12 protein-coding genes are annotated in these 13,682 nt (G+C 65.1%); 3 read left to right on the plus strand and 9 right to left on the minus strand.

The window, feature by feature from the left end:
• Nucleotides 1–5: 5 nt before the first annotated feature.
• The 3 genes from pncB to pncA all read right to left on the minus strand — a co-directional run bounded on the left by pncB (nt 6) and on the right by pncA (nt 4,348).
• Nucleotides 6–1,298 (minus strand): nicotinate phosphoribosyltransferase, encoded by a 1,293-nt coding sequence (gene pncB / locus QO033_RS03910; RefSeq protein ID WP_284479621.1) that lies wholly within the window; start codon nt 1,296–1,298, stop codon nt 6–8.
• Between the two features lie 64 nt (nt 1,299–1,362).
• Entirely contained in the window at nt 1,363–3,606 is a 2,244-nt protein-coding gene (locus QO033_RS03915; RefSeq protein WP_284479622.1) for an ATP-binding protein, read from the minus strand.
• A 145-nt stretch (nt 3,607–3,751) separates the two neighbouring features.
• Entirely contained in the window at nt 3,752–4,348 is a 597-nt protein-coding gene (pncA, locus tag QO033_RS03920; protein WP_284479623.1) for a bifunctional nicotinamidase/pyrazinamidase, read from the minus strand.
• Between the two features lie 118 nt (nt 4,349–4,466).
• On the opposite strand from pncA, the gene trhO reads away from it, so the two are divergent.
• A complete protein-coding gene (gene trhO / locus QO033_RS03925; protein ID WP_284479624.1) occupies nt 4,467–5,372 on the plus strand; it encodes an oxygen-dependent tRNA uridine(34) hydroxylase TrhO in 906 nt (301 codons plus the stop codon).
• Between the two features lie 39 nt (nt 5,373–5,411).
• Here the strand turns inward: trhO and QO033_RS03930 are convergent, their stop codons facing one another.
• From QO033_RS03930 to QO033_RS03940, 3 genes are read right to left on the minus strand one after another with little or no spacing between them, the layout of a single operon-like run.
• The gene (locus QO033_RS03930) at nt 5,412–6,530 is read right to left on the minus strand and encodes a CaiB/BaiF CoA transferase family protein (RefSeq protein WP_284479625.1); all 1,119 of its coding nucleotides are present in this window, start codon (nt 6,528–6,530) and stop codon (nt 5,412–5,414) included.
• The gene (locus tag QO033_RS03935) at nt 6,527–7,201 is read right to left on the minus strand and encodes a DsbA family protein (RefSeq protein ID WP_284479626.1); all 675 of its coding nucleotides are present in this window, start codon (nt 7,199–7,201) and stop codon (nt 6,527–6,529) included. Before QO033_RS03935 ends, QO033_RS03930 begins: the two co-directional genes overlap by 4 nt.
• 13 nt (nt 7,202–7,214) lie before the next feature.
• On the minus strand, nt 7,215–7,721 hold the full coding sequence (locus QO033_RS03940) for a DUF721 domain-containing protein (RefSeq protein WP_284479627.1): 507 nt from the start codon (nt 7,719–7,721) through the stop codon (nt 7,215–7,217).
• 82 nt (nt 7,722–7,803) lie between these two features.
• Between QO033_RS03940 and mutY the strand changes: the two genes are divergently transcribed.
• Both mutY and QO033_RS03950 read left to right on the plus strand, forming a co-directional pair.
• Nucleotides 7,804–8,871, plus strand: a complete 1,068-nt coding sequence (gene mutY / locus QO033_RS03945) for an A/G-specific adenine glycosylase (protein ID WP_284479628.1) — start codon at nt 7,804–7,806, stop codon at nt 8,869–8,871.
• 74 nt (nt 8,872–8,945) lie between these two features.
• The gene (locus QO033_RS03950; RefSeq protein ID WP_284479629.1) at nt 8,946–10,088 is read left to right on the plus strand and encodes an alkane 1-monooxygenase; all 1,143 of its coding nucleotides are present in this window, start codon (nt 8,946–8,948) and stop codon (nt 10,086–10,088) included.
• Nucleotides 10,089–10,233: 145 nt separating this feature from the next.
• On the opposite strand, the gene QO033_RS03955 is transcribed toward QO033_RS03950, so the two are convergent.
• The 3 genes from QO033_RS03955 to QO033_RS03965 form a co-directional block, all read right to left on the minus strand.
• A complete protein-coding gene (locus QO033_RS03955; protein WP_407682089.1) occupies nt 10,234–11,640 on the minus strand; it encodes an adenylate/guanylate cyclase domain-containing protein in 1,407 nt (468 codons plus the stop codon).
• Nucleotides 11,641–11,835: 195 nt separating this feature from the next.
• Entirely contained in the window at nt 11,836–12,942 is a 1,107-nt protein-coding gene (locus QO033_RS03960; RefSeq protein ID WP_284479630.1) for a site-specific DNA-methyltransferase, read from the minus strand.
• Nucleotides 12,943–13,033: 91 nt separating this feature from the next.
• Nucleotides 13,034–13,666, minus strand: a complete 633-nt coding sequence (locus QO033_RS03965; protein ID WP_284479631.1) for a ribonuclease HII — start codon at nt 13,664–13,666, stop codon at nt 13,034–13,036.
• Nucleotides 13,667–13,682: the final 16 nt, after the last annotated feature.

A 13,682-nucleotide genomic window follows, 5' to 3' on the forward strand; every position in this document is an offset into this window, starting at 1 on the left:
ACGCCCTACACCACCACCGCGATCCGTTCCTGTTCGCCGACCTCGAACACCCGCTTGTAGCGTTCGATTTCCTCGGCCGGGCCCATCGCCTTTTCCGGGTTGTCCGACAGTTTCACCGTCGGATGGCCGTTGGCGCTGACCGCCTTGCAGACCAGGCTGAAGGGCGCCAGCGCATCGTTCGGCACCAGGCCGCGGAAATCGTTGGTCAGAAGCGTGCCCCAGCCGAAGCTGACCTTGACCCGGCCGGCGAATTTGCCGTGCAGTTCGACGATCTTGTCGACATCGAGCCCGTCGGAGAAGATCACCAGCTTTTTCGTCGGATCCTCGCCGCGCGACTTCCACCAGTCGATCGCCACCTCGGCGCCGGCGACCGGATCGCCGCTGTCGATGCGGATACCGGTCCAGCCGGCCAGCCAATCCGGGGCGTTTTCCAAAAAGCCCTTGGTGCCATAGGTGTCGGGCAGGATGATCCGCAGGTTGCCGTCGTGTTCCTCCTGCCAATCCGCAAGCACGCGATAGGGCGCTTGGGCCAGCTCGGCGTCGGACTCTGCCAAAGCCGAATAGACCATCGGCAGCTCATGGGCGTTGGTGCCGATCGCCTCGAGATCGCGTTCCTTGGCGATCAGACAGTTCGAGGTGCCGGTGAACTTGCGGCCCAGCCCCTCGATCATCGCCTGCACGCACCAGTCCTGCCACAGGAAGGAATGCCGCCGGCGGGTGCCGAAATCGGCGATCCCCAGCGGCGAGAGTTCGCGCAGCCGCTCGATCTTTTCCCACAGGCGGGTCATCGCCCGGGCATAGAGCACCTTCAGCTCGAACCGGCCCAGATCGTTCAGCACCGCGCGGCTGCGCAGTTCCATCAGCACGGCGAGCGCGGGGATTTCCCACATCATCACCTCGGGCCAGTCGCCTTCGAAGGTCAGCTCGTACTGATCGCCGCGCCGTTCCAGGTAGTAGGGCGGCAGGCGCAGGTTCTCGAACCACTCCATGAAATCGGGGCGGAACATCTGCCGTTTGCCGTAGAAGGTATTGCCCCGCAGCCAGGTGCTTTCGCCCCGGCTGAGGCTGAGCGAGCGGATGTGATCGAGCTGTTCGCGCAGCTCGCCCTCGTCGATCAGCTTGGCCAGCGGCACCTGGTCGGATCGGTTGATCAGCGAAAACGTCACCTGCGTCTTGGGCCGGTTGCGGAACACCGACTGACACATCAGCAGCTTGTAGAAATCGGTATCGATCAGCGATCGCACGATCGGATCGATCTTCCACTTATGGTTATAGACGCGGGATGCGATATCGACCAAGACGGGCCTCTTTCATAGCTGCGTGAGGGTGATACGTCAGAGCAGCCCCCGGGGCCAAGGAAAATCAGTGCACCGGCTGCCCCGGCCGCAGCCGCAATTGCCGTGCCATGCCAGAGAGAAGCTCGGCCCGCCGCACCGGTTTGCTGAGGAATCCATCCATCCCGGCCTCAAGACAGGCGGCGCGGTCGCTGTCGAAGGCATTGGCGGTCAGCGCGATGATCACCGGCTGATGATCGGCCTCGGCACGGATGCGGCGGGTGGCCTCGATGCCGTTCAGCTCGGGCATCGACATGTCCATCAGTACCAGATCGGGGCGATCCTCCAGCGTCTTGTCCACCGCCGCGCGGCCGTCATGGGCAAAGCTGAGCTCGACCGAGAACCCCTTGAGGTACTTGCGGATCAGCGTGCGGTTCACCTCTGCGTCCTCGGCGGCGAGGATCCGGCGACCTTCCAGCGCCGCATGCAGCTCCGCCTCGCTCAGCGGGACGGCGCTCAGATCGGAGACCACTTCCTGCTCTGCCGGCGGCAGCAGCAGATGCAGCCGGAAACAGGAGCCCTGTCCCGGCGCCGAACGGACCGAAATCGTGCCGCCCATCGTCTCGATCAGCATGCGCGAGATCGTCAGACCCAGCCCGGTGCCGCCGAACTGCCGGGTGGTCGAAGCATCGGCCTGGGAAAACCGCTCAAAGATCAGTTCCTGTTTGTCCTCGGGGATGCCGATACCGGTATCCTCCACCTCGATGGTCAGATCGCTGCCCGCCTCATGGGCGCGATTGATGACCCGTACCGCGACCTGCCCTTCCTCGGTGAACTTGATTGCATTGCCGATCAGGTTCAGCAGCACTTGGCGCAGGCGTCCGTCGTCGCCATGCAGCCGGTCGGGCCCGTCGCCCTGGAAATCCAGCTTCAGCGCCAGCCCTTTGTTGCGGCACTGCGGCCGCAGAAGCCGCACCGGTTCCTCGATACAGGAGCTCAGCGAGAAATCGACCGGCGACAGCGTCATCTTGCGCGCATCCAGCCGCGACAGGTCCAGGACGTCGTTGATGATGGTCAGCAGCGCCTGGGCCGAACTGCGGATGGTGTCGGTATAGACCCCCTGATCCTGGCTCAGCCCGGTTTCGGCCAGCAGATCCGCCATGCCGATGACCCCGTTCAGCGGCGTCCGGATCTCGTGGCTCATGGTGGCAAGGAACTCCGCCTTGGCGCGCGCGCCCTCTTCGGCGGCCAGCCGGGCCAGCGCCATCTCCTCCTGATGTTGCTTCGCCTCGGTCACGTCGCGCTCTACCGCGACGACCATCTCGACCTTGCCCTGTTCGTCGATCACCGGCACCTGATTGGTGTCGACCCAGATCAGCTCTCCGGATTTGGTCTGGTTCAGCAGCTCGCAGCGAAACGGGACGCCCCGCTTGATCGCATCCCGCAGCTCCGCGACCTTGGTCAGGTCGGTGTCGGGCGCGTTCAGCAGCTGCCCCGGCGTCTTGCCATAGGCCTCCTGCGGGGTGAACCCGGTGTTGCGGGTAAAGGTCTCGTTCACCCAGAGGATGGTGCCCTCCCGGCTCAGCAACAGAACGCTGTCATTGGCATTGCGCGCCACCAGCGACAGCCGGTGCGCCTCTTTCTGCTGCGCCGCCAGCTTGCGGTTGACGGCCTTGAGCGCGGCGCTCTTCTCGATCACCTCGCGGGTATTGCGCAGGTGACGGCGAAACCCGGAGACCCCGAAATCGAGAAAGCTGAACACCATGAAACCCAGCATCAGGGTGCCGGCGGCATCCATGGCAAACCGGGCATCCGGCTCGCCGACACGCAGCGCCGAGATGGCGAAAAGAACCACCGGCAGGATCGCGTAGATCACCAGCCGGACGCTGCCGGCGCCCCGGTGATACGGCAGCACCAGCCCGCCATTGATCGCCGCGCCCACCAGAAAGGCCACCGCGAACAGCGGCGCTTGCTGCGTCACCGGACCGAACCAGGACAGTGCGATACAGGCAGAGATGGTCAACGCCTGAACCGCCGCGGTCACGGTGCTGAGACTTTGTTCCCGGCGCAACGGCGCACCCTGTTTCAGCCGCCGTTCCACCCCGCGCAGATAGAGGCAGTCGACCGCCTCGCCCAGAACCGCGATCAGCATGGCGCCGATGCCATAGATCGGCCCGTTCATGATCCACAGCAGCAGACCGCCCGACAGGGTCATGATCTGACGGCTGCCGAAATTCGCCACCCGCCCCCGCGCATAGCGGATCAGGAGCCCCGCGCGATTGTTGCGCCGCTCGAAATCTGCCAGCGAGTCGCTGCGCGTTTGTGCTGCCATCTGCATCCGTGGCGCCCCGTTTCTGCCCGATGCCCCTTGGCGGATTAGACTGGTCGGATCTTAATATTTTGCAATCAAATTCGATCACTTGCGCCGAGATGCCCCCCGCTCGGCGGCATCCCGGTCACAGCCTGTCGGGCCGGACTCACGCCAGGGTGACCCCGGCGACCCGCATCCCATTCAGCGCCGCCTGCAGCGAACCCTCGACATCGATGCCGCGGCAGAGCCCGGTCGCGACGGTGACCCGGAACCCCAGTTTCGCCGCATCCACGGCGGAGTAATTGACGCAGAAATCGGTGGCGAGCCCGACCAACGTCAGCTCGTTGATGCCCCGGCTGCGCAGATAGCCCTCCAGCCCGGTGGGGGTGGTATGATCGTTCTCGAAGAAGGCCGAATAGCTGTCGATCGCCGCGCGGAACCCCTTGCGCAGGATCAGATCCGCCCGGGTGGTGTCGAGCGCGGGGTGAAACTCCGCCCCCTCGCTGCCCATCACGCAATGATCCGGCCACAGCACCTGCGGCCCGTAGGGCATGTCGACCAGTTCCATCGGTACCTTGCCCGGATGCACCGACGCGAAGGAAGAGTGATCGCCCGGGTGCCAGTCCTGGGTCAGGATCACCGCGTCGAACTCTGCCATCAGCGCGTTGATCGGGGCGACGATCTGATCGCCCTCGGCCACCGCCAGGGCGCCGCCCGGGCAAAAATCGTTCTGGACGTCGATCACGATCAGGGCATGGGTCATGGCGGTCTCCTTTGTCTGTCAAAGGGGTAGAAAGCCTGCGCGCCTGCGTCAATCCCGCGGGTGGTAAAGCGGTCTGCGCTCTTGCCCGACTCAGGGGTTGGGCGTAAATCCCGCGCCCATGTACACCATCGCTGCCCTCTACCACTTCACCCGCTTTGCCGATCCCGCGGCCCTGCGCCCGGCGCTTCTCGACCTTTGCCTTGCGGAAGAGGTCAAAGGCACGCTGCTGCTGGCCCACGAAGGGATCAACGGCACCATCGCCGGTCCGCGCGCCGGCATCGACGCGGTGCTGACCCATATCCGCGCCCTGCCCGGTTGCGCCGATCTGGAGTGGAAGGAGGCGCAGAGCGATCATCCCCCCTTCGCCCGCATGAAGGTGCGGCTGAAGAAAGAGATCGTCACCATGGGCCAGCCCGATGTCGATCCCAAGGCCCGCGTCGGCCATTATGTCGAGCCGGAGGAGTGGAACGATCTGATCCGCAGCCCCGATGTGGCGGTGATCGACACCCGCAACGATTACGAGGTCGCCATCGGCACCTTCGAGGGCGCAGTCGATCCCCGGACCGAGAGCTTTCGCGATTTCCCCGCCTGGTGGGAGGCCAACAAGGAACGGTTCCACAACAAGCGGATCGCGATGTTCTGCACCGGCGGCATCCGCTGCGAGAAATCCACCAATTACCTGCTGGGACAGGGCGTGCCGGAGGTCTATCACCTCAAGGGCGGCATCCTGCGCTATCTTGAGGAAATGCCGGAAGAGAACAGCACCTGGCAGGGCGAATGTTTCGTCTTCGACAACCGGGTGTCGGTGGGGCACGGGCTGAAAGAGGGGCCCTATGATCTCTGCCATGGCTGCCGCCGCCCGATCCTTGAGGAAGACAAGGCCCGCCCGGAATACGAGGCCGGCGTGTCCTGCCATCACTGCATCAACGAGACCTCGGAAGAGGACAAGGCGCGGTTCCGCGAGCGGCAGAAACAGATCGCCCTGGCCCAGGCGCGCGGCGAACGGCACCTGGCGGCGGAGTAACCCGCCGCCGACCCCTTATTTCGGCCCTTCTTCCGGCCCCTATTCCGGATCGTCCTGACCCAGTTTCGGCGCCGACCGGCTCAGGTTCAGCTCCGCATCGGAGAATTTGAACGGCGAGCGGACGCCCGGCACCCCGTCCAGCTCGATCTGCATGCCGCGCGCGACGACCTGCGGATCGGCCATCACCTCCGCCATGTTGTTGATCGGACCGGCGGGCACGCCCTCGGCCTCGCAGGCAGCCAGAAGATCGGCCTTGCCGCGTTTCGAGGTCGCCGCCGTCAGCCGTGCGATCAAATCGGCGCGATTGGCCAGGCGGTCCTTGTTGTGCAGGAACTCCGGCGCCTCCGCCATCTCGTCCAGCCCAAGGATGCGGCACAGCCGCTGATATTGCGGGTCGTTGCCGGTGGCGATGATGATATGGCCATCGGCACAGTCGAACACCTGATAGGGCGCGAGGTTCATATGGGCGTTGCCCATCATCCCAGGTGCAACCCCGGTGCTGAGATAGTTCATCGCCTGATTGGCGGTGACAGAGACCGCCACATCCAGAAGCGCCATATCCAGATGCTGGCCCTTGCCGGTACGCTCGCGCTGATAGAGCGCGGCGAGAATACCGGTGACCGAATAGACCCCGGTATAGATATCGGTGATCGCCACGCCGGCCTTCTGCGGCTGGCCGCCCGGTTCGCCGGTGATCGACATCAGCCCGGACATGCCCTGGATGATGAAATCGTACCCGGCGCGGTGGGCATAGGGCCCGTCCTGACCAAAGCCGGTGATCGAGCAGTAGATCAGCCGCGGGTTGACCTCTTTCAGGCTGTCGTAGTCGAGCCCGTATTTCTTCAAGCCCCCCAGCTTGAAGTTCTCGATCAAGATATCGGCGTCGCGCACCAGGTCGCGCACCTTCTGCTGCCCCTCTGGGGTCGCGAAATCGGCGATGACCGAGGCCTTGCCCCGGTTGGCGGAATGGAAATAGGCGGCCGAGGTATCGCCTTCGCGTTCGATGAAAGGCGGGCCCCAGGCGCGGGTATCGTCGCCGCGCGGCGCTTCGACCTTGATCACCTCGGCGCCCAGATCGGACAGAGTCTGACCGGCCCAGGGGCCGGCCAGGATACGCGCCAGTTCGACGACTTTCAGACCTTCGAGGGGGGCAGTCATTGCTTGGCGATCTCCGCCTCGATCAGCGCCTTCAGATCCTCCCACGGCTGGTTGGTCACCTTCTCGCCGTTGATGACGAAGGTCGGCGTGGCGTCGATCTTATCGGCCTCGGCATGTTCCTGATACCATTTCACCAGCGTCTGTGCCTTGGTGCCGTCCTGCAGGCAGGCTTCCAGCGTGTCGTTCTCCAGCCCGGCCAGCCGGCCGATCTTGCGCAGCTCATCGACGATCTCGGTCGGGCCGCCGGCCCGCACCCAGTCACGCTGGGTCTTGAAGATCAGATCGCTGATGCCGAAGAATTTCTCGGTATCGCCGGAGCAGCGCGCGATCATCGATGCCCAGAGCCCGTAACGGTCGAAATAGACTTCGCGGTAGATGAACCGCACCTTGCCGGTGTCGATATATTCCGCCTTCAGCTTCTTGAACGGCCCCTGTTCGAAGTCGGCGCAATGCGGACAGGTGTAGGAGGCGTATTCGACGATCGTCACCGGCGCGTCTTCGGCCCCCATCGTCATTTCGGCGATGGTGGAGGTGTCGACCTCGGCCGCTTCCTGGGCGTTCGCGGCGCCGACCAGGAAGGATGCGGGCGCGCGTCCCGGCTGATCGGAGAAAACGAAAGCGCCGGCCATCATCAGCGCGGCCGCGGAGAGCGCGGGAACCAGTCGGGTCATATGTACCCCTTTCTCAATCTTTTTGTTTGGATAGAACGTTGCGGCCCAGACGTTCAAGGGCCGCCCGCAAGTCTGCATCCCCTACCCCGTCGGCGGCCCGGGCCGCCTCCTGCAGGATTTCGGGCGAAGGTGCGGCGGGGGCTTGCGGCACAGGCGAGGTGAACTGTGCCTGGCCTTCGGCAAACCCGGTGGGGGCGGTCTGGGTGATGCGCACCCGGCTGATCGCATTATAGCCATAGACCGCATTGACCCGCTCGCGCAGGCGGTCCTTCTGCATCTCCAGCATCGGGGCCTGGGCGCCGGTGGTCAGAATGGTCAGCGTCGCGCCGAAGCCCTGGCGGCCATAGCCGATCTTCACCGGGCGGGCGATGCCGGCGATCTCCGGACCGGCGATCTCGGCCCAATGGGTCAGAACCCGGGTCACGGCAAAGCCGCGGCTTTCCCCGGTGCGCCGGATCTGATCGTTCAACAGCGTATCGGTCCGTTTGAACCCGCGTGTTGTGGACTGTCGCTGCGCCATGCGTGGATTCCATTCTGCCTCGGGCTATTCTATGACCCGCTTGGCCCAGCGCCAGTGAAACCGCAAGACGGACGAATAAAGATTGCGTGACACCAGTCCCGACCCCGCCCTCTCTGCCACTTTGCTGGAGTGGTACGACCGCCATGCCCGCGATCTGCCCTGGCGCGTCGCCCCCGCCGCGCGCAGGGCCGGGGTGATGCCCGACCCCTATCGCGTCTGGCTGTCCGAGGTGATGCTGCAGCAGACGACGGTGGCGGCGGTGCGCGATTATTTTCACCGCTTCACCCGCCGCTGGCCGCGGGTGGAGGCGCTGGCGGCGGCCGAGGATGCCGATGTGATGGGCGAATGGGCCGGGCTGGGGTATTACGCCCGTGCCCGCAACCTGCTGAAATGCGCCCGCGCGGTCACCGCCGATCATGGCGGGGTCTTCCCCGACGATCATGATCGTCTGCTGGCCTTGCCTGGTATCGGCCCCTACACCGCCGCCGCGATTTCCGCCATCGCCTTCGACCGGCCGGAAGTGGTGATGGACGGCAATGTCGAACGGGTGATGGCGCGGCTGTTCGATATTCACACGCCGCTGCCCGATGCCAAGCCGGCGCTGAAGGCGCGCGCCGCCCAGCTGACACCCCGGACCCGGCCCGGCGATTACGCCCAAGCGGTGATGGATCTGGGCGCCACCATCTGCAGCCCGAAATCGCCCGCCTGCGGCATCTGCCCCTGGCGCGATCCCTGTCAGGCCCGCAGCGCCGGCACCGCCCCGGAGCTGCCGAAGAAACAGCCGAAAAAGACCAAGCCCACCCGCCGCGGCATCGCCTATATCGCCGAACGCGCCGATGGCGCGCTGCTGCTGGAACGCCGCCCCGACAGCGGCCTTCTGGGCGGCATGCTGGGCTGGCCCGGCACCCCATGGGCCGAAACCCCGACGGAAGACGCGCCGCCCTTCGCCGCCGACTGGCAGGAACTGGAGGCGGAGGTGCGCCATACCTTCACCCATTTCCACCTGATCCTGCGGGTCCGCGCCGCGCGCCTGCCCGATGGGCCGGTGCCCCCCAGGCTGCACCTGATCGAACGCACGGCTTTCCGCCCGTCGGACCTGCCGACGGTGATGCGCAAGGCCTATGATCTCTGGCGCGGCGGGGCAGCGTGACCCATGGCAATCGCCGGCGAATAGGCTAGACTCGCGGCCCAAGACCTCGTCCATCCGGCAACAGGAGATGCGCGATGATCCCGACCGACAAGCTCGCCCGCTGGCAGAGCGCGGCGCCCTTCTGGGGCTCGATCCTGCTGATCCCGGTCGCCTGGCTGGGCGGCATCGTCGGCGGCTGGACGGTGGTGCTGCTGCCGCTGATCACCTGGTATCTGTTCTCCGCCATAGACGCGGTCACCGGTCTCTATCTGGAGAACGCCGATCCCAATGCCCCGCCCGAGGCGCTGCGCTGGTATCGCTGGCTGACCACCGCCTGGGTGCCGCTGCAGTTTGTCACCCTCTACGGGCTGATCTTCTACGTCACTCACAGCGATCACCTGTCAGTGCTGGAAAAGGTCGTCCTGTTCTTCGGCATGGGGGTGATCACCGGCACTGTCGGCATAAACTACAGCCACGAGCTGATGCACCAAAAGAACAGGACCGAACGCTTCCTCGGCGATGTGCTGCTGTCGATGGTGCTCTATTCTCATTTCCGCACCGAACACCTGCTGGTGCATCACTCCTATGTCGGCACCCCGCGCGACGCGGTGACCGCACGCTATAACGAAGGGTTTCACCGTTTTTACCCTCGGGTGCTGAAACAGGTCTGGCACTCGGCCTTTCGGGCGGAGAAAGCCCGGCTCGCCCGCAAGGGCCGGCCCTGGACCGATCCCGCCAACCCCTTCTGGCGCTACTGGGCACTGCAGGCCGCGATGATCGCGCTGGCCGCGGCCCTGGGCGGCTGGGCCGGGCTCGGGCTGTTCCTGCTGCAGGCCGGGGTGGCGATCTGGCAGCTGGAGCTGGTCAACTACGTCGAACACTACGGGCTGACCCGGAAATACCTGGGCGAGGGAAAATACGAACACGTGATGCCGCAGCATTCCTGGAACGCGGCGCATCGCGCCACCAACTGGCTGCTGATCAACCTGCAGCGCCACTCCGACCACCATTACAAGCCCGACCGGCGGTTCCCGCTGCTGCAGAATTACACCGCCGCCGAGGCGCCGCAGCTGCCCTACGGCTATCCGATCATGACCATGGCGGCGATGGTGCCGCCGCTCTGGCGGCGGGTGATGAACCCGCGGGTGCGCCACTGGCGGGCGATGTATTACCCCGAAATCACCGACTGGACCCCCTACACCAAGGCCAGGAACCCGCTGCCGCGCGGCAGCGTCTAGAAAATCGCCCGAACCGCGCGCCATGGTCCACGGAGGGAGCCTCCGGCGGGAGTATTTGGGCAGAGAAGAAAAGGCACCCGCGCGCCCCTTCTTCTCTGAGGAAATACTCCGGGGGGCGGCCGCAGGCCCGGGGGGCAGCGCCCCCCTAATAAAGCGCCCAGATCGTCAGCGGAATCTCCAGCCCCCGCACCGGCTGGTCCGGCAGCCGGGTGAAGCCCTCGAGCGCGCTGTCGACGCCGTTGGCGGCGCCCGAGGTCTGGTCCAGCACCCGGTCGCGCAGCGCATCGCTGATGATCAGCCGTGCCGACAGCGGCCGCGTCATCGCCTCCAGCCGGCTGGCGACATTCACCGCAGTGCCGATTACCGCGAATTCCAGACGGTCGTTGCCGATATCGCCCAGCACCGCCGTGCCGTAATGCACCCCGATGCCGGCGTGGATTTCCGGCTCGCCAAAGCGCTGGCGCAACCGGTTCCAGCGGTCCATCGCCCCGATCATGGCGCGGGCGCAATCCAGCGCATTGGCGGCCTCGCAGCCATCGGCAACCGGGGTGCCGAAGGTCGCCATCAGCCCATCGCCCAGATATTTGTCCAGCGTACCGCCATGGCGGAACACCTCGCGTTCCATCCGGGCGTGAAATTCGCGCAACACGCCGATCACCTCATAGGGGTCGCGGTCGGCGGCGAAGCCGGTGAAATTCACGATATCGATGAACAGCACCGCGATATCCTGCCGCCGCACCTGTTTCAGCGGCTCGTCGTTCTGCGACAGCTCCTCCACCACATTGGGCGAGAAATAGCGTGAAAGATTGGCACGTTCGCGCTCCAGCCCGGCATTGTCCAGCAGCAGCCGGTCGAACCGCCGCGCCGAAAACCCGAGGGTCACCGCCACGATGAGAAACACCACCACCTCCTGCAGCCGCAGCCGGAAGTGAAACGCATTCGGGTCGAGCCGCGCCGCCAGTTCCGGATCGGCGCCGAAGGCGGCCTGGGCGGCCTCGGTCAGCCCGGGATAGGGGGTGGCGACCGCCCAGGCCACCGCCAGCGCCAGCCCCCAGAGCGCGCCGGTCCAGACCCCCATGGCGATCACCGTGCGCCAGGAAAACGCCAGGGTGCCGGCGGCGAGGATGATGAAGAAATACAGGAAATTGTCGTACCAATACTGCATCGCCAGCGGCTGCGTTTCGTCGCTGAGCGGGTTCGGCACCACCATGCCGATGGTCATCAGCGTCAGATCGGCGAGGATCAGGGCCATTTCCAGCCGCGACTGGCCGACGCGGCCGACGCGGTGCAGCAGCCAGCCGTTCAGCACCAGCAGCGCCAGAATCGCGTGATAGAACACCACGTCCCAATGCGGATTGATGATCACCACGAAGACCCCGAGCAGCGGCATGGTGATCCAGCGCATCCGCACCGCCAGTTCCAGCCCCTCGCGCTTGTGCCGTTCCAGCGCCGCCTCGGCGTATTTCGTCTGCGGCATCGGATGATCCCGAAACCGCCGTGCGCGGGGGGCGCTGGCGTGGTCAGAGGCGGCTTGGCCTGCGGGCTCGCTCATCGGCCGGATGTCCTGTCATCGTGCGGGGCACAGTCGGCTGCCTTCCTAACGCCGCACCGGCGGAGAGGCAAAACCAACCTGCTGCGGCCAAAGGTGGCGCCACGCAAAAAGAGCCCCGCCACAGGGGGCGGGGCCAGGTCAGTGTCCCGCTGTGGACAGCAGGACACCGGCGGTCGTTCGGAAAAGCGAATGCGGTCAGTTCTGCCGCATCTCGGAGCGGATCTGCTGGCGCAGCACGTCGATCGGCACCACCTTGCCGTCGCGCTTGAAGCACCAGTAGGTCCAGCCGTTGCAGCTGGGCGCGCCTTCCAGCGCTGCCCCGACCTGATGGATCGAGCCCTTGACCTCGCCGCCGACCAGGGTGCCGTCGGCGCGCACCTTGGCCTTGTAGCGGTTGTTCATCGAATAGAGCTGTTCGCCCGGACGCAGCATGCCGCGTTCGACCAGTTGGCCGAAGGGCACCCGCGGCTCGGCCCGCTTGCCGGCGCTGACCTGCAGCGCCTCGCGGTCGAATTTCCGCACGCGGGAGATGCGCTTTTCAGCCACCTTGCGATAGGCCTCCTCGCGCTCGATGCCGATGAACTCGCGCCCCAGCATCTTGGCCACGGCGCCGGTGGTGCCGGTGCCGAAGAACGGGTCGAGCACCACATCGCCCGGGTTGGTGGAGCCCACCAGAACCCGGTGCAGCAGCGATTCCGGCTTCTGGGTCGGATGCGCCTTATCGCCGTTCTCGTCCTTCAGTCGTTCGTGACCGGTGCAGATCGGCAGCACCCAGTCCGACCGCATCTGGATGCCTTCGTTCAGCGATTTCAGCGCCTCGTAGTTGAAGGTGTATTTGGCGCCTTCGGATTTCGAGGCCCAGATCATCGTCTCATGCGCGTTGGTCAGCCGTTTGCCGCGGAAGTTCGGCATTGGGTTCGACTTGCGCCAGACCACGTCGTTGAGGATCCAGTAGCCCTCGTTCTGCAGCGCCGCGCCGACCCTGAAGATGTTGTGATACGAGCCGATGACCCAGATCGCGCCATTCGGTTTCAGCAGCCGCCGCGCCGCCTTGAGCCAGTCCTTGGTGAACTGGTCGTAAGCGGCGAAGGAATCGAACTGATCCCAGTGATCGTCCACCGCGTCCACCTGGCTGTTGTCGGGGCGGTGAAGCTGGCCCTTGAGCTGCAGGTTATAGGGCGGATCCGCGAAAATGAGGTCGACGCTCGCCTCAGGCAGGGCGTTCATCACCTCGATACAGTCGCCGGGCAAAATGGTATTGAGAGGGAGCGCGGGCGCCCCCTTTGCATTGGTTCTTGTCATTGTACTGCCTCATGAACGGCGCGTTTTTCGCGCTCGCATATTAGCAGTAAAAATGAGTCAATCCCGATTCGCCGTCAATTTCTTTTTTGAATCAGTCACTTACTGATTTATCTTGATACAAGATGTTGTGTACCGGCCTGAAGGAACGCCTATGATGTGGGGTTATCCCCAGATTTCGCAGCGCGTTTTTGTGGCTGACAGAGGGGTAACCGGCGTTGGTCTCCCAGCCGTAGCCAGGATACTGTTGCGCCAAATCCACCATCAGCCGGTCACGGCAGGTTTTGGCGATGATCGAGGCCGCCGAAATCGACACGGAAATCGCGTCGCCCTTGATCACGGCGCGGGCCGGCAGGGTCAGGTCGCGGGGAATCAGATTGCCGTCGATCAGCAGGTAGTCGGGCGGCGGGTCCAGCGCCGCGACCGCCCGTTCCATCGCCAGATGGCTGGCGCGCAGGATGTTGATCTCGTCGATCTCCTCGACACTGGCATGGGCCACGGCGACCTCGGCGCAGGCGCGCAGGCTCTGCTCCAGCGCATCGCGGCGGCGCGCGGTCAGCTTCTTGGAATCGTTCAGGCCTTCGGGAATCGCCGCGGGGTCCAGGATGACGGCGGCGGCGGTCACCGGCCCGGCGATGGGGCCGCGGCCGACCTCGTCGACACCGGCGATGCGCAGGAAGCCCTGCGCGCGCAGCTCTTCCTCCAGGTGATAATCAGGCGTGCTCATGAACCGTTGCTGCCCC

The sequence above is a fragment of the Pseudodonghicola flavimaris genome (genome assembly GCF_030164425.1).
Taxonomy (GTDB): Bacteria; Pseudomonadota; Alphaproteobacteria; order Rhodobacterales; family Rhodobacteraceae; genus Pseudodonghicola; species Pseudodonghicola flavimaris.

What these genes read in the sequence shown, in the direction of transcription:
- pncA (WP_284479623.1), bottom strand. Translation starts at nt 4,348, where the DNA reads ATGACCCATGCCCTGATCGTGATCGACGTCCAGAACGATTTTTGCCCG.
- QO033_RS03950 (WP_284479629.1), top strand. Translation starts at nt 8,946, where the DNA reads ATGATCCCGACCGACAAGCTCGCCCGCTGGCAGAGCGCGGCGCCCTTC.
- QO033_RS03915 (WP_284479622.1), bottom strand. Translation starts at nt 3,606, where the DNA reads ATGGCAGCACAAACGCGCAGCGACTCGCTGGCAGATTTCGAGCGGCGC.
- QO033_RS03960 (WP_284479630.1), bottom strand. Translation starts at nt 12,942, where the DNA reads ATGACAAGAACCAATGCAAAGGGGGCGCCCGCGCTCCCTCTCAATACC.
- trhO (WP_284479624.1), top strand. Translation starts at nt 4,467, where the DNA reads ATGTACACCATCGCTGCCCTCTACCACTTCACCCGCTTTGCCGATCCC.
- QO033_RS03965 (WP_284479631.1), bottom strand. Translation starts at nt 13,666, where the DNA reads ATGAGCACGCCTGATTATCACCTGGAGGAAGAGCTGCGCGCGCAGGGC.
- QO033_RS03955 (WP_407682089.1), bottom strand. Translation starts at nt 11,640, where the DNA reads ATGAGCGAGCCCGCAGGCCAAGCCGCCTCTGACCACGCCAGCGCCCCC.
- QO033_RS03935 (WP_284479626.1), bottom strand. Translation starts at nt 7,201, where the DNA reads ATGACCCGACTGGTTCCCGCGCTCTCCGCGGCCGCGCTGATGATGGCC.
- QO033_RS03930 (WP_284479625.1), bottom strand. Translation starts at nt 6,530, where the DNA reads ATGACTGCCCCCCTCGAAGGTCTGAAAGTCGTCGAACTGGCGCGTATC.
- QO033_RS03940 (WP_284479627.1), bottom strand. Translation starts at nt 7,721, where the DNA reads ATGGCGCAGCGACAGTCCACAACACGCGGGTTCAAACGGACCGATACG.